Source organism: Baekduia sp. (assembly GCF_035996765.1).
GTDB lineage: Bacteria > Actinomycetota > Thermoleophilia > Solirubrobacterales > Solirubrobacteraceae > Baekduia.
Genome location: NZ_DASYJG010000049.1, coordinates 1 through 18,145 on the forward strand (window position 1 = coordinate 1; position 18,145 = coordinate 18,145).

The 18,145-nt window shown below is 72.8% G+C and carries 17 protein-coding genes; 8 read left to right on the forward strand and 9 right to left on the reverse strand.

Translation table 11 applies throughout. The features are described from left to right. Positions 1-678: hypothetical protein (locus VGO10_RS11675; RefSeq protein WP_327468431.1), on the reverse strand; the 678-nt coding region annotated here is incomplete at its 3' end. 22 nt (positions 679-700) lie between these two features. On the opposite strand from VGO10_RS11675, the gene VGO10_RS11680 reads away from it, so the two are divergent. After that, entirely contained in the window at positions 701-1,939 is a 1,239-nt protein-coding gene (locus tag VGO10_RS11680) for a glycosyltransferase family 4 protein (RefSeq protein ID WP_327468433.1), read from the forward strand. Here VGO10_RS11680 and VGO10_RS11685 read toward each other — a convergent pair. After that, complete coding sequence (locus tag VGO10_RS11685; protein ID WP_327468435.1) at positions 1,917-2,903, reverse strand: hypothetical protein; 987 nt, start codon at positions 2,901-2,903, stop codon at positions 1,917-1,919. The genes VGO10_RS11680 and VGO10_RS11685 overlap by 23 nt on opposite strands. Before the next feature lie 27 nt (positions 2,904-2,930). Here VGO10_RS11685 and VGO10_RS11690 point away from each other — a divergent pair, with 27 nt between their 5' ends. The 6 genes from VGO10_RS11690 to VGO10_RS11715 are packed head-to-tail and all read left to right on the forward strand — an operon-like array spanning position 2,931 to position 10,079. Then, positions 2,931-3,746 (forward strand): hypothetical protein, encoded by an 816-nt coding sequence (locus VGO10_RS11690; RefSeq protein ID WP_327468437.1) that lies wholly within the window; start codon positions 2,931-2,933, stop codon positions 3,744-3,746. Positions 3,747-3,755: 9 nt separating this feature from the next. Next, on the forward strand, positions 3,756-4,976 hold the full coding sequence (locus tag VGO10_RS11695; protein WP_327468439.1) for a glycosyltransferase: 1,221 nt from the start codon (positions 3,756-3,758) through the stop codon (positions 4,974-4,976). A 33-nt stretch (positions 4,977-5,009) separates the two neighbouring features. After that, on the forward strand, positions 5,010-6,164 hold the full coding sequence (locus VGO10_RS11700; RefSeq protein ID WP_327468441.1) for a glycosyltransferase family 4 protein: 1,155 nt from the start codon (positions 5,010-5,012) through the stop codon (positions 6,162-6,164). Between the two features lie 2 nt (positions 6,165-6,166). Next, the gene (locus tag VGO10_RS11705) at positions 6,167-7,117 is read left to right on the forward strand and encodes a hypothetical protein (protein WP_327468443.1); all 951 of its coding nucleotides are present in this window, start codon (positions 6,167-6,169) and stop codon (positions 7,115-7,117) included. Between the two features lie 37 nt (positions 7,118-7,154). Continuing rightward, on the forward strand, positions 7,155-9,056 hold the full coding sequence (locus VGO10_RS11710) for a polysaccharide deacetylase family protein (RefSeq protein WP_327468445.1): 1,902 nt from the start codon (positions 7,155-7,157) through the stop codon (positions 9,054-9,056). Positions 9,057-9,101: 45 nt separating this feature from the next. Further along, positions 9,102-10,079 (forward strand): COX15/CtaA family protein, encoded by a 978-nt coding sequence (locus tag VGO10_RS11715; RefSeq protein ID WP_327468447.1) that lies wholly within the window; start codon positions 9,102-9,104, stop codon positions 10,077-10,079. Here VGO10_RS11715 and VGO10_RS11720 read toward each other — a convergent pair. From VGO10_RS11720 to lon, 5 genes are all read right to left on the reverse strand, one after another. Then, complete coding sequence (locus tag VGO10_RS11720; protein WP_327468449.1) at positions 10,076-10,489, reverse strand: type II toxin-antitoxin system VapC family toxin; 414 nt, start codon at positions 10,487-10,489, stop codon at positions 10,076-10,078. The genes VGO10_RS11715 and VGO10_RS11720 overlap by 4 nt on opposite strands. Next, positions 10,486-10,710, reverse strand: a complete 225-nt coding sequence (locus VGO10_RS11725) for a FitA-like ribbon-helix-helix domain-containing protein (protein ID WP_327468451.1) — start codon at positions 10,708-10,710, stop codon at positions 10,486-10,488. Before VGO10_RS11725 ends, VGO10_RS11720 begins: the two co-directional genes overlap by 4 nt. A 69-nt stretch (positions 10,711-10,779) precedes the next feature. Further along, on the reverse strand, positions 10,780-10,947 hold the full coding sequence (locus VGO10_RS11730; protein WP_327468454.1) for a hypothetical protein: 168 nt from the start codon (positions 10,945-10,947) through the stop codon (positions 10,780-10,782). A gap of 106 nt (positions 10,948-11,053) precedes the next feature. Then, a complete protein-coding gene (locus tag VGO10_RS11735) occupies positions 11,054-13,534 on the reverse strand; it encodes a SpoIIE family protein phosphatase (RefSeq protein WP_327468456.1) in 2,481 nt (826 codons plus the stop codon). A 69-nt stretch (positions 13,535-13,603) separates the two neighbouring features. Further along, complete coding sequence (gene lon, locus VGO10_RS11740; RefSeq protein WP_327468458.1) at positions 13,604-15,898, reverse strand: endopeptidase La; 2,295 nt, start codon at positions 15,896-15,898, stop codon at positions 13,604-13,606. Between the two features lie 189 nt (positions 15,899-16,087). Here lon and VGO10_RS11745 point away from each other — a divergent pair, with 189 nt between their 5' ends. Continuing rightward, positions 16,088-17,260: a helix-turn-helix domain-containing protein gene (locus VGO10_RS11745; protein WP_327468460.1), complete on the forward strand. Its 1,173-nt coding sequence runs from the start codon at positions 16,088-16,090 to the stop codon at positions 17,258-17,260. Here VGO10_RS11745 and VGO10_RS11750 read toward each other — a convergent pair. Beyond that, a complete protein-coding gene (locus VGO10_RS11750) occupies positions 17,244-17,837 on the reverse strand; it encodes a CAP domain-containing protein (RefSeq protein ID WP_327468462.1) in 594 nt (197 codons plus the stop codon). The genes VGO10_RS11745 and VGO10_RS11750 overlap by 17 nt on opposite strands. Before the next feature lie 59 nt (positions 17,838-17,896). Next, positions 17,897-18,121 carry a hypothetical protein gene (locus VGO10_RS11755; protein WP_327468464.1) on the reverse strand — a complete coding sequence of 75 codons (225 nt, stop codon included), beginning with the start codon at positions 18,119-18,121 and terminating at the stop codon, positions 17,897-17,899. Positions 18,122-18,145: the final 24 nt, after the last annotated feature.

Sequence of the window (18,145 nt, forward strand, 5' to 3'; positions counted from 1 at the left end):
GCTCTCGAAGGAGTAGAGCCAGCGCTCGCCGTGCAGGGCGATGCCGGCGTCCGCCGTGCCGAGCGTGTCGCACAGCTCGGCGCCCATCAGCGCATGCGCGTAGTGGCGCACGTCGAACTCATGCTTGAGCCCGAGCAGCGACTCCTCGCGGTGCATCGTCGAATGCCCGATGAAGATGACCCGCGGCGGCCGGTGCGACGGCCGCGGCGTCCGGTAGAGCCGGTCGTCGACGGGCAGCGGCAGGCAGCGCCACATCGGCAGCAGCTCCGCCGCCGCGTCCCAGCCGTAGGGGTCGAAGCCGATGACGCGGTCGACGTTGCCGGGGTCGATCCGGCCCAGCTCGGCCAGGTTGTAGTCGTAGTTGGGGTGCGGCTCACGATCGCTGCGTGGCAGCGGCTCGGTCAGGACGCCCAGCACCGGCGCGTCGACGCCGTCCAGCGCGCCGGCAGGCAGGGCATCAGGGCGAAAGACGACGACGACATGCGGCGCGCAGCGGCGGAGCGCGTCGTGCAGCGGACCGGTCTCGCTGCCGCCGCGATAGTCGATGAACGACGGGATGAGGCCGCCGGCCGGGGCGCTGAGCGCGCACGGCTCGAAGTACGTGCGCTGGCCGACGAACGCCACGCGCACCGGCGCGCCAGGCTCGGGCAAGGCGTACGGGAGGTCGTCGCGGCGCACGCGTCCGTACGATAGGTCACCAGTGCGCGTCGCGTTTGTGCTCCAGGATCTCCAGCTCTCGGGCGGGGTCGGTGTGATCGTCGAGCACGCCGCCCAGCTGCGACGCCATCACGGCCTGGACGTGCAGCTGGTCCTGTCGCGCCCCCAGCAGCACCCCGACTGGAGCTATCGCGGTCTGGGCGAGGTGCCGGTGCTCACGCTCGACGAGGCGCTGGAGATCGATTGGGACGTCGCGCTGGCTACCTGGTGGGAGACGACCTCAGCGCTCTTCGCGTTGCGCGCACAGCGCTACGCCTACTTCATCCAGCTGTTGGAGGACTCGACCTACCCGACGGGCGCGCCCGAGCAGCTCGCGGCAGCGATGACCACCGCGCTGCCCGTGCGGTTCATCACCGAGGCGCGCTGGCTAGCTGAGTTGTTGGAGGACTACCAGCCCGGCAACCGCGTGCTCTACGTCCGCAACGGGATCCCCAAGGACGTCTTCGCCTCGCCGCCGGAGGTCCCGATCGCTGCCGACGGCGAGCCGCTGCGCGTCGTGCTCGAGGGTGCGCGGGGCTACGTCCACAAGGGCGTTGACGATGCGCTGACGGCGGTCGCCTCGATGGCCGAGCCGGCCCACGTCACCTGGGTCTCGCCCCATCCGACGGAGCCTCCGCCGGGCGTCGATCGCGTGGTCAGCGGGCTCAGCCACAGCGAGATGGCGGCGCTCTTCGCCGACAGCCACGTGCTGCTGAAGCTCTCGCGCGCCGAGGGGATGTATGGGCCGCCGCTGGAGGCCTTCCACATGGGCGCGACCGTCGTGACCACCGCGGTGACGGGCCACGACGAGTACGTCGAGCACGGGGTCAATGGCCTGGTCGTCGGCTGGGACGACCTGCGCGGGACCGCCCGGACGCTCGACCTGCTCGCGCGCGACCGGCGGCTGCTGCACGAGCTGCGGTGTGGGGCGTTGCGGACTGCGACGGCGTGGCCGGATTGGCGCCAGTCCTCCCAGTGGATGGCGATGGCCTTGCGTCGCGTGGCCGATGAGTCGCCGCCGTCGGTCGCTGCGGCCGGGCGGCGGCTGGTCTCGGACTTCTCGTCGGTGACCAGCGAGGGCCAGGAGGCGCAGTGGCGCCTGGAGATCGAGCGCGACCTGCGCGAGCAGCTCGCCGAGCAGAAGGCCATCAAGTACGCGCTGGCGCTGCGCGGGCTGCGCTATCGCGTCCGGCTGGCGCGTCAGCGTGCCGTGGCGCGCGTCAAGCGCGTGCTGGGACGCTGACCGCGACCTCGCGGTGCGTGCCGAAGGCCTGCAGATCTGCGAGCAGATCGCGCATCAGCGCCGGCCAGACGCGCGACGCGCGGACCAGCTCGGCCTTCTGACGGCCGCGCACGCGGATGCGGTGAAAGGCGTCCGGGAAGGCGCGCGCCTCGGTCGCCACCGCGAGCAGATCCTCGGGATGGCTGACCTGCACGAAGTCGAAGCCCGGCTCCAGGCCGTGCGTCGGGCTGAGTGGCTCGGAGATGACCAGATGGCCGGCGGCGAGATGCAAGAGCACGCGGTTCTCGAAGCTCGGGTACGGCTCGTTGTGGATGTTGAAGGTGATCTGGTGGGCGTCGAGCAGCTCCTCGAGCTCCTCGACCTGGATCCCGAAGGCGACGTGCAGGCAGTCAAAGCGGTGTTTGACATCGATCAAAAAGCGTTCGCGGTGCACGGTCGAGCGGCCGACGAAGAGCATCCGCGGGGTGCCGTTGACACGCTGGACCGGGCGGTAGAGGCGGTCGGCGACCGGGATCGGCAGCGAGCGCCAGACGTCCATGACCTCGTCGACGGTCTGCACGATCAGCGGGTCGAAGGAGATCAGGCGGTCGACGTTGGCGCGGTCGAGCTTGGCCATCGCGCGGCGGCGCTCTTCGAGGTCCCAATGGAGCGCCCCGCCGCTGCTTTCCCGCGAGATCGGCTCGGTCAGGAAGCCGAGGATCGGCACCGCGAGGTCGGCCAGCAGCCCGGCCGGGACGGTCTCGGGGCGAAAGACGACGACGGCGTGGGGCGCGAAGGCGGCCAACTGCGCCCGCATGAGGTCGGGGTCGCGGCCGTCGCGGTAGTCGATGAACGCCGTGCGGATCCGGGCCGAGTCTTCGTCCAGGGCGCAGGCGCGGAAGTAGGTCTGCTGGCCGACGAACGCCAAGCGCAGCGGTGCGCCCTCAGGCGGTGCGGGATAGGGCGAGCCGGCGGGACGAGCCATCGAGGGGCATACGTTACGCTGCCCGCGATGCCGACTTGGGAAGCCCGTGTGACGCGCGGGACCGCTCCGGCCGACCGGGTCGACGCCGAGCTCCGGTACGCCTATGCCGCGCCGTTGTTGCGCGACGCCGCGCTCTGGGTCGATCTCGGATGCGGGACCGGCGTCGCCGCCGGCGCTGCGCTGCGCGAAGCATCGGTCAGCGCGCGCGCGCTGCTGGTCGACCACGAGCCCGACGCGCTGGCCGAGGCGCGCCGCGAGGTCGGGGTCGAGGTTGTCGCCGCGATTGAGGCAGACCTGTCTTCGGGCTCAGGGGCCGACGCGGTGCGCGCTGCCGTCGCCGAGGTCGGCACCGACGGCCCGATCGTCGTCACCTGCTTCGACGTCTTGCACCAGCTCGCCGACTTCACCACCGCCGTCGAGCTGCTGCTCGGGCTGGGGGAGACCGCGACGGTCGTCCTGAGCGTGCCCGACGACGCCGCCGGCGCGCTGGACGACCCGCACCGTCGCAGCGCGTGGTCGGCCGGTGCGGCCGAGGAGCTGCGACGCCTGTTGCCCGCCGGCGCGATCGCCGCTCGGCAGGTCCCGGTGCGCGCGGCGGCGATCGTGCCGGCCGGCGCCGAGGCGGAGAGCGCGCCGCTAGGGAGCATGGTGATCGGCGCCGACCGCGCGCCCGCTCATCACCTGCTGGCATTCGGCGTTGGCGCCGACCGTCTCGTCCCGGTCGCGCTGGCCCGTGCCGCCGACCTCGACGCCGAGCGCACCGACGCCCGCCGGCGCGAGAGCGACCTGGCCTACCTCGAGGCGCGCCTCGCGCAGCTCGAGGCGCCCGTCACCTCGGACTAAGGGACCGTCATGCGCGTCGCGTTTCTCGTCCCCGCGCTGGATCTCTTCGGCGGCGTCGGCGTCGTCGTTGGCCACGCCCGGCGGCTGCGAGAGCGTCACGGCATCGATGCGGTGCTGGTGCTCACGCGCGCCGACCGCGCCACCAGCGAGCACGGCTATGAGGAGCTTGACGGCCTGCCGGTGCTGGAGCTCGACGGCGTGCGCGACGAGCGCTTCGACGTCGCGGTCGCCACCTGGTGGGAGACGACGCTGCAGCTCCACGAGCTGGCTGCCGAACGCTACGCCTACTTCGTGCAGTCGATGGAGGATCGCTTCTACGGGGCCGACACGGCGGAGCGCGCGGCGGCCGCGATGACCCATGCGCTGCCGGTGGCGATGATCACCGAGGCGCGCTGGATCGCCGACCAGCTCGAAGCGCTGCGCGGGACCCGCAACGGGTTCCTGGTGCACTACGTTCGCAATGGCATTGACAAGTCGGTCTTTGCTCCTCCGGCCGGCGAGGCGGCGCCCTCGCCGCGGGTCGACGGTCCGTTGCGGGTGCTCGTGGAGGGGCGGCCGGGCGTGCCGTTCAAGGGCGTCGACGAGGCGCTGGCCGCGGCCGGCGCGATGCGCGAGCCGGCGCACGTGACGCTCGTCTGCGCTGATGGCGCGGTGGTTCACGGGCCGGTGCCCGCGGGCGCCGACGAGGTCGTCGGGCCGTTGGACGCGCCCGGCATGGCCGCGTTGTACGCCAAGACCGACGTGGTGTTGAAGCTCTCGCGCGTGGAAGGGATGGCCGGCCCGCCGCTGGAGGGCTTTCACTGTGGCGCGACGTGCATCACCACGCCGGTCACGGGGCACGACGAGTACATCTCCGACGGCCGCAACGCGCTGCTGACCAGTTGGGACGACGAGCGCGGCACATCGCGGCTGCTCGACCTGCTGGCGCGCGACCGCCGGCTGCTGCACCGTCTGCGCGTCGGCGCGCTGCGCACCGCGCGGTCGTGGCCGTCGACCGAGCAGTCGACCGCGATGCTTGCGCTCGCGCTCGGCCGGATCGTGGCGGCGCCGTTGCCGGATCCGACGGGCTCGGCGGCCTCGATGGCCGCTGACATCCGGACGACGATGCAGCGCCATCAATCGGCCGAGCGCGATCACGAGCGGTTGGAGGTGCGGATGCGCCGGATCGAGTCGCTGCTGTCCAAGGGGCCACTGAAGATCGTGCGCCGTGCCGTGGCGGGGCGCCGCTAGATGGGGCTCGGGATCAAGACGAGGTTGAAGCGGATGGCCAGCGGGCCATTCGTCAACGACGAGTACGTCGAGGCCCGGGTGCTGGGAGAGCTGCTGCGCGCGCCCACGGGCGTTGCGCTGGATGCGCCGGCCGAGGGCGTGGCCCTGCACGTGGCGTTCGTCGTCCCGTTCTTTCAGCAGGGCAGCGGTGGGCACATGACGATCGCCAACCTCGTGCGCGCGCTGGAGCGCCGCGGGCACCGGTGCTCGCTGTGGATCGACGACCCAGGCGGGCGCTGCGCTGGTGGGGCGGACGGCGCGGTGCGCGACCTGCGGGCGTGGTTCGGGCCGTTCACGGCGAGCGTCGCGTACGGGCTGGAGGCGTTTGCGGGCGCTGACGTGGCGGTCGCCACGGGCTGGCAGACGGTCGCGCGGGTGCGCACGCTGCCGGCGGCGGGGCGCGCGTATCTGGTGCAGGACCACGAGCCGGAGTTCTTCGGGACCAGCGTGCAGCGGGCGTGGGCCGATGACTCCTACCGGCACGACCTGTACCCGATCACCGCGGGCCAGTGGCTGGCCGACACGATGGGCGAGCTGTACGGGTTGCCTGCCACGCCGTTTGACCTGGGCATCGACGGCGAGCGCTACCGACCGCTGCCGGAGGTGCAGCGGCGCTCCAACGTGGTGGTGGCCTACGCGCGCTCGACGACGCCGCGCCGCGGGGTGCCTGTCGCGCTGGCCGCGCTGGCCGAGCTGCACGACCGGCGCCCGGAGGTCGAGGCGTGGCTCTTCGGGCACGGTGGCGATCCGGGCGTCGACTTCCCCTACAAGAACCTCGGCGTCGTTCCCGAGCCGGCGCTGCCGGCGGTCTACGCGGAGGCGACGGTCGGGTTGGTGTTGTCGATGACCAACTACTCGCTGGTCGCCCAGGAGATGCTCTCCTGTGGGCTGGCCTGTGTGGAGCTGGACGCGCCGAGCGTGGTCGCCGCCTTCGGCCGCGGCGGGCCGGTGGACTTCGCGCCGCTTGACCCGATCGCGATCGCCGACGCGCTGGAGCGGTTGCTGGCGGATCCGGCGCTGCGTGCCGATCGGGCGGTGCAAGGCGCTGCGCTGCGGGCCGAGCGCACGTGGGATCGTGCGGCGGCTCAGGTCGACGTGGGTCTGCGCGCCGCGATCGCCTACGCCCACCGCGACCGCGGGGCGGTCTGACCGTGCCGGCGCTGCGACGCCGGCGCGGCGGGGGCGATGAGGGCGTTGCGCCGGCGGTGCCGTGGGCGCTGGGGGAGCTGCTGCGGGTCGGGCCGGCGCCGCTGGCCGATCGCCCGCTGGGAGCTGGTGATGGGCTCGATGTGGCGCTCGTGCTCGGGCCGGGGCAGGTCGAGGCGCGTGAGGCCGGGGTGCCTGCGGAGTTGTTGCAGGCGTTGAAGGGCGAGGGTGTTGTTGTCCAGGTTGTTGCGGACGGCGATGACCCTGCGCGCGCCGATGTCGTCCTCGCGGCCGGCTGGCCGGCGGCGCCCGCGGTGCTCCGCGCCGCCGGGGTCCGGGCGCGCGCCGTGCTGGCGACGAGCGCGCCGGCGCCGTTGGTCGGGTTGGGGTGGACGGCGGGGATCGAGGTGCTCGGTCCGCCGTGGCTGGACGGCTCGCTGCCCGGCGGTGCTGACGCCGCCTACACGCCGCTCCCAGTCCATCGCCGCGAAGACCTCGTGCTGGTGCATGGCGACGAGCCGTTCGGCCTGCTCGCCGCGGCTGAGCTGCGCCGGCGCCGCGACGACCTGACGTTCGCGGTCAGCGGCGTGCGCCAGGATCTCGAGCTGCCGTTCCCGTTTCTGGGCGTCGAACCCGGCGGCGACGCGCTCGCGCACGCCTTCGCCTCGGCGACCGTGGCGCTTGCCCCGCCGGTCCGCGGCTGGCGGCCGGCCGCCGTGGCGATGCTGGTCTGCGGCCAGACGATCGTCGCACCCGACGACGCGCCGACCCGCGTCGCGCTCGGCGCGACCGCGTCGTTCGCGTCCGGGCCGCTCGCCGCCGCCAACGAGGTCGAGGCCCTGCTCGCCGATCTCCCACTGCGCGCCGAACGCGCCCGCGCCGGCTTCGCCCACATCGCCTCTGGCTGGTCGGCGACCGCCACGGCGCTGGCGACCGCACTGCGAGAGCTCCCATGACCACCGTCGTCCCTCGATGGCTACGAGTGGTGGTGGCGTGAGGGTCTGCGTTGTTGTCGTGGTGGCTCCGGGCGCCGATGGTGGCCCGGCGGTGGCGGCGCTGCGCGCTGCCGGCGTCGAGGATGCGTTGACGGTCGTCCTGGAGCGGCCGGGCGCGTGGGCGGCGGCGCGCAACCGCGCTCTCGACCTCGCGGCCGAGAGCGACATCATGGCCTTGGTCGAGGATGATGTACGGGTTGATCCGGGGTGGGGTGCGGCGGTGCTCGAGGCGTTCGCCGATGCGCGGGTCGGCGTGGCCGGTGGGGCCCTGCGGGCGGACGGCGCACCCGCGTGGCTGGATGACGCAGGCCACGCCGAGGTGCTCGGCCTGCACGATGGCGATCCGCAGCGATCCGGGCCGTTCCCAGGCGGCAGTGTCGCCTTCCGCGTTGCGGCGCTGCGCGGCGTCGGTGGCTTCTTCCCTGCACGCGGACACGCGGCCGCGCGTGACAGCGTGGGCGAGGAGCGTCGCGCGCAGCATGAGTTGCAGGATGCGGGCTGGAAGATCGTCGCCGCGCCTGGGATGTCGGCCATGCGCGACCTGTCCGCGCTGCGCCCCGCCGAGCTCCTGCGCCGTCGCGCCCAGACCGGTGCTCGCGCTGCGGTCCTTGGCTCCACCGATCGCCAGACCGGCGCGGCCCTGGTGGCGCGTGCTGCGGCGTCGGCTGCGATCAATCTCCTACGGGGGCGCCGCGCCGCCGCGATTGACCGTACCGCTTGGGCTGCCGCCGGCACCGGCGCCATCCTCGGCCCGGCGCTCGCCCACCGCGGCCTCCAACCCGATCGTTCTTCGACCAGCCTGCGCGCCGACGTCCCGGCGCCGCTGCCGCACCCGCTGCGCACACCGCGCTCCGGCGGCGCCTCCCCGGCGCCGTTCGCGCTGCGCGAGCCGCGCCTCGGCCGCGCCGACGCGCCGGCCCTCGCTACGCGCTCCCGCCGCACGCGCCACCGTGCGGCGTCACCTAACACCCTCTACGGCGCGATCCTGCTCTACCACCGCGTCGCCGACATCGGCCCCGATCCGCTCGGCCTCGCCGTCACGCCCGCGCACTTCGCCCAGCAGCTCGAGGCGCTCGCGACTGGCTGGACGCCAGCGCCACTAGAGGCCGTCATCGCCGGCGAGGCCGGTCCCCACGCCGTGGCCATCACCTTCGACGACGGCTACCACGACAACTTGGTCCATGCCCTGCCGGCGCTGGCCGCGGCACACATCCCCGCCACGCTCTTTGCCTCCACCAGCCACATCGCCACCGGCGTCGGCTACTGGTGGGACGGCGTCGATGCGGCGCTGGCCAGCCCCGAGGGCGACGACCGCGACATCCTCACCCTCGACCTCCCCGAGGGCGCGCGCGCCTGGGCGCCGCACACACAGGACGAGCGCGCTGCGGTTCGGGGCCACGTGCACGCCGCGCTGCGCACCCGCGACCGCGCGACGATCGCCGGCGCGCTGGCCCAACTCCGAGCCTGGGCCGGCCAGGACGGGGCACCCCAGCCGCCGGACCGCGACCGCCCGCTGACGCCCGATGAGCTCGTCACGCTCGCCACGGCCGGCCCCTTCGCCGTCCAGGCCCACGGCCGCACGCACCTCAGCCTCGCCCACGCGCCGGCCCCGGTCCGGGCCGGCGAGCTGACCGGCAGCGCCGGCGACCTCGCTTCCTGGCTCGGCGAGGCCAAGCGCCCAACGATCTTCTCCTACCCCTTCGGCGTCCCCGGCGTGGACGTCGACGACGCCACCAAGGCCGCCGCCCGCGCCGCCGGCTACACGCACGCCACCGTCAACGCGCCCGGTCTCGTGCACGCGAGCACCGACCCCTACGCCTTGCCCCGGCTCGCGGTTCCGGACGTCGACGGCCCCGCCTTTGCGCGGTGGCTCCAAGACGTTCTCCCCGGCCGCTCCTGACCGGCGGCTCCGCCGGGCGCCTCGACTTGTCATCCTGTCGGGCGCATGTCCCGTCTGGATCGCCTGCGCGAGCGGTGGCCCGTCTCGCCCCGCGTACACGCCTACGCCGCGTGGTCGGCGCTGGTGCTGTTCACCCTCATCGTCATTTCCGGCGCCGCGGTGCGGCTGACCGGGTCCGGTCTGGGCTGCCCGGAGTGGCCGCGCTGCAACGGCACGTCGGTGACGCCGTCCAACGGCCACGCCTACATCGAGTTCAGCAACCGGATGATCACGACGCCGGTCTCGATCGCCGCGCTGCTCTGCCTCGCCTTCGCGCTGCTGCGCCGGCCCTATCGCCGCGACTTCACCGTTCTCGGCGCGCTGCTCGCCGTCGGCGTCCTGATCCAGGCCGTGCTGGGCGGGATCACGGTCCTCACCGGCCTCAATCCCGTGACGGTCATGAGCCACTTCCTGCTCTCGATGGCCACGCTGGTCGTGGCGATGACGCTCGTCTGGCGCGTGGTGCGTGAGCGCTCCGGCAAACCGCAGACGCCGGTCCACGACGCGCTGCTGGTTGGCCTCACCCGCGCGCTGACGGTCGCGGGCGGCGTGGTCGTCGTGGTCGGCACCGCGGTGACCGCTTCGGGCCCTTACGCCGGCGGCGAGGGCACCGACGACACCGTCTCGCGCCTGGGCATCTTCGGCGACGACACCTTCAAGACGGTGATCATGGTCCACGCCCGCGTCGCCGCCGTCTTCGGCGTCGCCGCCGTCGCGCTCTGGCTCTACGCCCGCATCCGCGGCGCCCGCGACCTCTCCGGTCCCCTGACCGCCGTCTGCCTCTGCGTCGCGCTGACCGGCGCCATCGGAACGCTCCAGTACCACATCCTCAATTACCCGTCCTGGACCGTCTGGCTCCACGTCTCCTCGGTCTGCCTGACCTGGAACGCGCTGATCTGGTCCTACCTGGCAGCCGGGCGCAGCGAGCACATCGCCGCCGAGGCCGAGCCACCGCCGCTCCCGCGCGAGCCCGCGACGGTCTAGGACACGTGCCGCACGCGATCGTCGCCGAGCGCGGCGCGCGCGCTGGTCGCGAGACCGGGGTCGCCGGTCATGAGGACCGCGCCGTCGAGCGCCTCGGTCAGTGCCAGATAGGCGGCGTCGTACGCGGTGAGGTTGTGGCGGAGCTCCCAGATGCGCGCGCGCAACGGGTCGTGCGGGTAGCGAATGAGCCGAATCACGCCGAGATCGTCAACCGCTTCGTCTGCGCGCTGGTCAGTGACGGCCCTGGCCCTGACGAGACTTCGTAGTGCATTGAGTGTCTCGGGCTCGACGACCTCGGGTGCGTGCAGGGGATCGTGCTCGCGCCCCGCCAGCTCGCGGTCGATCGCCTCGGTCGCCTTGTCGCGGCCTAAGAGGAAGTCGGTGAGGACCGACGCGTCGATGACGATCAACGGGCGTCACGCGCGGCGCGGATGACGGCGGCACTCGACGGGCCGTCGTAGCGTTCCCGTCCGCGGATGCGCTCAGCCAGTTGCGGCACTGTCGGCGTGCGCGCGATGTCGGTCATCCGTGCCAGGAGGAACTCGTTGAGGGACTGCCCGGCGAGTGCTGCCTGAGACTTCAGCTGACGATGGACGTCGTCGGGGACTCCGCGGACCTGGACGTTGATCATGGAGCGACGATAGCATTGTGCATGCATTCCATGCATTTTGCATGCAGCCGGCACTGCTGGAAGTCAGAGCTAGCCCAGGCGCTCGGCGCCCACGACCAGCAGCGCCACGAGCGCGGCGGCGAAGCCCATGACACCCGGGCCCACGAGGCGCGCCCAGCGGCGTCGGCGACGCGACCATCCGCGGCCGTGGCCACGGCGGCTGGCGGTACTGGCGTAGATCGGTAGCGACCGTTCCATGACCCTCCTCGAAGGCGGCATGCCACGCCCGTTGGCCCGGTGGGTCAACGATGCGTGCGCGAGCATGCCGCACGTTCCGGACGAATCTTTTGACCGTGCCCGGAGGTCAGGCCGCGCGAGTGTCGGGCGCGCCGCCGGCGACGGCCGTCTGCGGCGCGCCGTCTGCCGTTCCCGCCAGCACCAGGACGGCGACGTCGTCGCGCTGCTCGCCGAACTCCTGCAGCGCCGCGTCGATCCCGCCGGCGATCGTCTCGGCGTCCGCCGGGCCGATGGTGCGCAGCAGCGCCTCCAGGCGCTCGGTGCCGAAGCGGCCGTCGGGCCCGCGCGTGTCGGTGACGCCGTCGGTGTAGAGGACGAGCGCGTCGCCGAGCCCCAGCGCGACGTCGGCGACGCTCCAGCGTCCGTCGGCAAAGGCGCCGAGCAGTGTGCCCGGCCGGCCGACCGGCCGCACCTCGCCGTCGGCCGTCACCAGCAGCGGCGACGGGTGCCCGGCGCAGACGATCTGCAGCCCGACCTCCGGCGCGTTTTCGGTCGGTGGCCGCACGCCGACGCAGACCGCGGTGCAGATCTGGCGCCGCTCGGGGTCGGAGCCGAGCGTCGCGTTCAGGCGGCGCAGCATCGCGGTCGGGTCGTCCTCGTACTGGGCCGCGGTACGCATCGTGTAGCGCGCCAGTGAGGTGATCGCCGCCGCCCCCGGGCCCTTGCCGGTGACGTCGCCCATCATGACCATCCAGCGCTCGCGCGCCTCGAAGAGGTCGTAGAAGTCCCCGCCGACCTCGGTCGCCGTGCCCGCCGCGCGGAAGCGCGCCGCGATCTCCAAGCCCGGGATCACCGGCAGGCGTGGCGGCAGCAGCGACCGCTGCAGCGTCGTGGCGATGTGCGTGCGAACCGCGTGCACGCGCGCGTGGTCGACCGCGATGGCCGCGCGCCGCGCGAGCTCTTCGGCCAGTTCGAGGTCGGCGGTGCCGAGCATCCGCCCGCTCTCGGAGGTCGTCGCGAGCTGCATCGTCCCGATCACCTGGTCGCCCACGACCATCGGGACGATCAGCATCGAGCGGGTGTCGATGATGCGCATCAGCTCCGCGTGGCGCGGCGACTGGGCGTAACGGACCACGTCCTCGGGATCGACATCGGCCCACACGATCGACGTCCCCGTGCGCATGACCTCGGCCGGCCCGCGGTCGTCGGACTCCACGGGCGGGAAGTCGCGACGCCACTCGTGCAGCAGCTCGACGCGCTCCAGATCCCGATGGGCGACCGCCATCTGCACCAGCGCGCCACGCTCGTCGCGGAGGTCGATGCGCGCCCAGTCGGCCAGCTCCGGGACGACCGCCCACGCCGCCTTGTCGATCGTCGCGTCGGCGTCGAGCGAGGAGGAGAGGAGCTTGCTGGCGTTCGAGAGCAGCCGCTCGCGCACCTCCTGGCGCTTGACCGCGGTCACGTCCTCTCCGACCCAGACGACGAAGTCGATCGCCCCGGTCTCGTCGTGCACGGGCACGGCGCGGGTGAACAGCCAACGGTCGTGGCCGGTCTCACGGTCGACCGCGTGATGCAGCCGCGGGCCGGGCGTCTCGCCGGCCAGCGCGCGCACGACCAGGAGGTCCTCCATCGCGATCTCCGCGCCGTGCTCGTCGAGCACCATCCAGCGGCGCAGCAGGGCCGCGCTGCCGAGGGCGATGAGCGCGGGAACGTCCGGCACGCCGGCGAACTCGGCGGCCGCGCCGTTGGCGAAGCGCAGGCTGCCGTCGGGCGCGATCGCGGCGATCGCCTCGCCGAGGTTCTCGACGATCGCCTCCAGCCGCCCCTCGGCGCGGCGCAAGTCGTCGAAGAGCCGTGCGTTGTCGAGGGCCTGGGCGGCACGGGCGGCGAGGTCGCGGCCGAGCTGGACCTCGTCGTCGGTGAACGGCTCGCGGCTGGCACCGCGAACGAAGGACAGCGTGCCGAAGGTCGCTCCGCGGCCGATCAGCGGCAGGACCACCACCGACTGGTAGTCGGATCCGAGGACGTGAGCGATGTGCTCGGCGCTGGCGGTGTAGTGATGGATCTTGTCGGCCAGGTTCTGCAGCAGCACGGGCTCGCGCGTGCGCAGCGCGGTGGCGACCGGATGGTTGCTCGTGAGCTGCAGCGGATGCTCCTCGCGCAGCCGGCGCAGGTCGTCGGCGACGGCCGGATCGACGGCGGCGGTGACTGCACCACGCAGCGTGCCGTCGCGCTGGAGGAGGTCGAGGACGGCGACGTCGCCGAGCTGGGGCACGAACAGCTCGGTGAGGCGCTCGACCATCACCCGCGGCTCGAGCATCGACTCCAGCAGCTCGCTCACGGCGGCCACGAGGTCGGCGCGGCGGCGCGCCGTCCGCTCGGCGTCGCGCTCGACGACCAGCGTCTGCGCCGTGTGGGCGAGCGTCCGCTGGGCGCGGATCAGCGCGAAGACCACGGCAGCCAGCAGCGTGACCGCGATGATCGTCAGCGCGGTGCCGCCGGTGATGAGGTCGGCGATCACCACGGCCAGGAGGCCGACGACGGCAATCGGCAGCGCCCGCGAGCCCGGGCCAGGGACATCCCGGATCGGTGGGTCGCCTGGTTGCACTGCGGCGATGCTATGCGCGTGGCGCCGGGTCCGCCATCGCAGACCCGACACGCACGCGCTTTTGCACCACTAACTTGCCAGCGACTCGGCAGCCTTGGGAGCCGGCTCGAGCGCCTGCTCCAACACCTCGGCGACGGTCATCACCGGGTGGAACGTCATCGCCTCGCGGACGTCGGCGGGGACGTCGTCGAGGTCGCCGCGGTTGCGCTCGGGGATGATCACGTCGGTCAGCCCCGCCGCGTGCGCGGCCAGCACCTTTTGCTTGAGCCCGCCGATCGGGAGCACGCGGCCCTGCAGCGTGACCTCGCCGGTCATACCGACCGTGTGCTTGACCGGGCGCCCCGTGAGCAGGGAGGCCAGCGCCGTCGTCATCGTGATGCCGGCGCTCGGGCCGTCCTTCGGGATCGCGCCCGCGGGCACGTGCACGTGGAACTCACGCTGCTCGAAGATGTCGGGGTCGATCCCGAGCTCCTCGGCGTGGGCGCGCACGAACGTCAGCGCGATCCGCGCGGACTCCTTCATCACGTCGCCCAGCTGTCCGGTCAGCTGCAGGCCGGGCTTGGACGACTTGGTGGCGTTGGCCTCGATGAACAGGACGTCGCCGCCGGTGCCGGTGACGCTCAATCCTGTCGCCACGCCGGGAACGGCGGTGCGCTGGGCGGCCTCGTGGAACACCTTCTGGCGCCCGAGGGCGTCGCGGACGCTCTCGATGTCAACCGCCACAGGCGTGATGGACTCATCCGTCGCGATCCGCGTCGCCGTCTTGCGCAGCACCTTGCCGAGCTCACGCTCGAGCTGGCGGACGCCGGCCTCCCGCGTGTACTCGGAGACCACCGTGCGCAGGATCCCGTCCTCGACGGTCACCTCGTCCTCGCGCAGCCCGTTGCGCTCCCGCTGGCGCGGGAACAGGTAGTCGCGGCCGATGGCGACCTTCTCGTCGACGGTGTAGCCGTCGAAGCGGATGACCTCCATGCGGTCCAGCAGCGGCCCGGGGATCGTCTCGGCCTGGTTGGCCGTGGCGATGAACACGACCTCTGAGAGGTCGAGCTCGACGTCGAGGTAGTGGTCGCGGAACGTGGAGTTCTGCGCCGGGTCCAAGACCTCCAACAACGCTGCCGACGGGTCGCCGCGCCAGTCGGCGCCGACCTTGTCGACCTCGTCGAGCAGGATCACGGGGTTCATGGTTCCCGCGTCCCTGAGCGCCCGCACCAGGCGGCCCGGGAGCGCGCCGATGTAGGTGCGGCGGTGGCCCCGGATCTCGGCCTCGTCACGGACGCCGCCGAGCGACATGCGCACGAACTCACGGCCCATCGCGCGGGCGATCGACTCGCCGATCGAGGTCTTGCCGGTGCCGGGCGGGCCGATCAGGGTCAGGATCGCTCCGCTGCGCTTGTCGGCGGAGATCCCCCGCTCTTCCCGCAGCTTCTTCACAGCGACGTACTCGACGATGCGGTCCTTGACGTCGTCCAGGCCGGCGTGGTCGGCGTCCAGCACCTCGCGGGTGTGGGTCGGATCCAACTGGTCCTCGGACCGCTCGCTCCACGGCACCGACACGAGCCAATCCAGGTAGGTCCGGATCGTCTGCGCCTCGCCCGACTGCTCGCCGGAGCGCTCCAGGCGGGCCAGCTCGCGCTCGGCCTGCTCGCGCACCTCGTCGGGCATGCCGGCTTCGGCGATCTTGGTGCGGTAGTCCTCGCCGACGGTCGCGTCGTCCTCGCCGAGCTCGCGGCGGATCGACTCCATCTGCTTGCGCAGGACGTACTCGCGCTGCTGCTTGGCCGCGCCGGACTCGACGTCCTCGCGGATCTTGCGGCGCACCTGCAGCTCGGCCAGGCGCTCACGCTGACGCGACAGCGCCAGCTCCAGGCGAGCCGTCACGTCGACGGTCTCCAGCAGCTCGACCTTCTGCTCGAAGGTCAGGTCCGGGGCGTAGCCGGAGGTGTCGGCCAGCGCGCCGGGCTCGGTGATGGCCCGGACCCAGGACGCGATGCGGCCGTCGTCGCCACGCAACTCGAGGATCTCCTCGACGGTGGCGCGGTACTCGCGCTCGATCTCGCGCGTGCGGCCGTCGACGGGCACGTCGTCGACGCGCTCCTCGACCTCGACGCGCAGGCGCCCGGCGTGGTCGGTGTGCGCGGCGCCGGCGACGCCACGCGAGATGCCCTCGAGCATCGCGCCGTGGCCACCGCCGGGGAGACGGACCTTCTGGGCCACCTTGGCGATGGTGCCGACGGAGGCGTACTCGCCCTCGTGGCGCGGAACGAGCAGGACGCGATCGTCGTCACCGGTGTCCACCGGCAGCGTCACATCCATGGTCGGGAAGACGACGGTGTCGTCGAGCGGGATGAGGAGGAGAGAGGTCATTGGGCGCTGAGATCCTTTGAGTCCGCGAGTCGTTGCTTCTGCAACGGTCTCGATGATCTTAGCGCGCCGGACTCAGATGTCTTACGGCATTGCCGTTGCGGCACGAAGTTGTTTCGAAATACGCTCATTCGGTGCCCGATGTCCGTCATGGCGGATGATCTCGCACCCGGATCTGTAGCCTCGTGCTAAATGGACCAGGCCCTTCCCTCGGCGCTCGGCGACGCGCTGCGTCCGATCCTCCCCGGCCTCGCCGAGGAGATGATCGCCGCGATCGGCCGCGAGGTCCCCGAGTACGCGCGCCCGCTCGAGGGGCCGTTCGGGCGCGGCCTGCGGGCCGGCGTCGAGCAGGCGCTGGGGCGCTTCGTCGAGACGGTCATCGACCCGACCGCCGACGAGGATCCCGGCTTCCGCGCCATCTACGTCGCGCTCGGCCGCGGCGAGATGCGCGCCGGCCGCTCGCTGGACGCGCTGCTCAGCGCCTACCGCCTCGGCGCGCGCCTGGCCTGGGAGCGCTGCGTCGCCGCCGGCCAGGCCGCGGGCTTCGATCCCGAGACGCTCTACCGCCTGGCGACCGCGATCTTCTCCTACATCGACCGGATCTCGGCCGAGTCGGTCGAGGGCTACGCCGCGGAGCAGTCGGCCACGCTGGCCGAGCGCCAGCGCCGCCGTCGCGCGCTCGTCCGTCTGCTGGCGCGCGACGACGCCGGCGCCGAGGAGGTGCGCGATCTGGCGCAGCTCGCCATCTGGCCGCGGCCTGCGACCGTCGCCGGCCTCGTCGTCCGCACGCCCGATGCCGATCGTCTCGCCTCACGCCTGGGCGGCGAGACGATCGCCGCCGCCGACCACGAGCTGACGCTCGCCTTCATCCCCGACCCCGGCGCGCCCGGCCGCCGCGCCGAGCTGACCGCCGCGCTCAACGGCACGCCCGCGGCGCTCGGCCCGACCGTCGCGCTGGAGCGCGCCGCCGGCTCGCTGGCCCGCGCGCAGGCGGCCTTCGGCCTCCAGGAGCTTGACCTCCTGCCACCCGCCAGCCCGCTGCTCAGCGACGAGCATCTCCCGGCGTTGCTGCTGCACGGCGACGGTGCGCTCGCCGCCGACCTCGCCGCTCGCGCGCTCGCGCCGCTCGACGACCTCCGCGCGGGCGCGCGCGACAAGCTCGTCGAGACGTTGCGCGCGTGGCTCGACGAGCCGGGCCAGGTCTCACGTGTCGCCGAGCGCCTGCACGTGCATCCGCAGACCGTCCGCTACCGGATGGCTCAACTGCGCGAGCTGTTCGGCGAGCGTCTCGACGATCCCGACGCGCGCTTCGAGCTCGCGCTGGCGCTGCGCGCCTCGGCGCCCGCCGTCAGCGCGACGACGTGAAGGATCCGGGTCGCTGAGAGCTGCCATGGGCAGCTCCTGCCGACCCGGATTGCGCGGCAGCGCGCCGCGCCGCCACCTCGACGACGAACGTCGTCACGGCGCCGCGCGTCACCACGCCGATGCCGACGTCGCGGTAGCGCGTGCTGGTCAGCAGCCGGCGCGTGCTTGCTGACGCCAGCCAGTTCTTGACTCGCCGCGCCGGGGTTGCGAGTGACCCATTCGAGCGCCCGAGCGTCTCGGCCGCCGAGAAGGAGCCGCCACGCGGATAGCCGACCGCGGCGATCCGGTCCAGCGGCGATGTCCCGCCGTGGCCGTCGTGGGTCAGCGGCTTGGCGGGATCGAGCGCGCGGGCGAAGCGCTGGGCGGCGCGGGCGAGCCGGGCGTCGGGCCGCAGCGACGCCGCGGGGCCGCGGGCGGCGTTGAGCAAGCAGCTGATCGCGCTGCGTGTCTGGGTGACCGTCAGCGTTGCCGGCGTCTGGTCGGCGCCGGCGCAGGCAGGAGCATCCGCCGCGGAGGCGGTGGGGCTGCCGGCGGCAAAGGACAGCGCCGCGACCGCGATGAGGGCTGACCCACGCACGCCACCGGATTCTGGCACGGCTCTCATAACCAAGAGCCTTACCGTACGAGGAGGTTTGGCTAACCCTGAAGAGGTCCGTCGAGCCGCGCGCGAAGCATCGCGATCTCGGTGATGACGGCGCCCATGTAGGCCGACCGGTAAGTGGCGATCTCGTCCTCGAGGTCGGCCATGTAGGCGCGGTCGTGGTCCAGCCCGGCCTCGTGCGCGAGCACGCGCTCCTCGCCGAGGAGCATCAGATGGTGGCGGACTTCGGTGGCGTACATGGTCGGGATTTGGGTGGGCATGTCGATGCAGTTGGGAGGTGTACC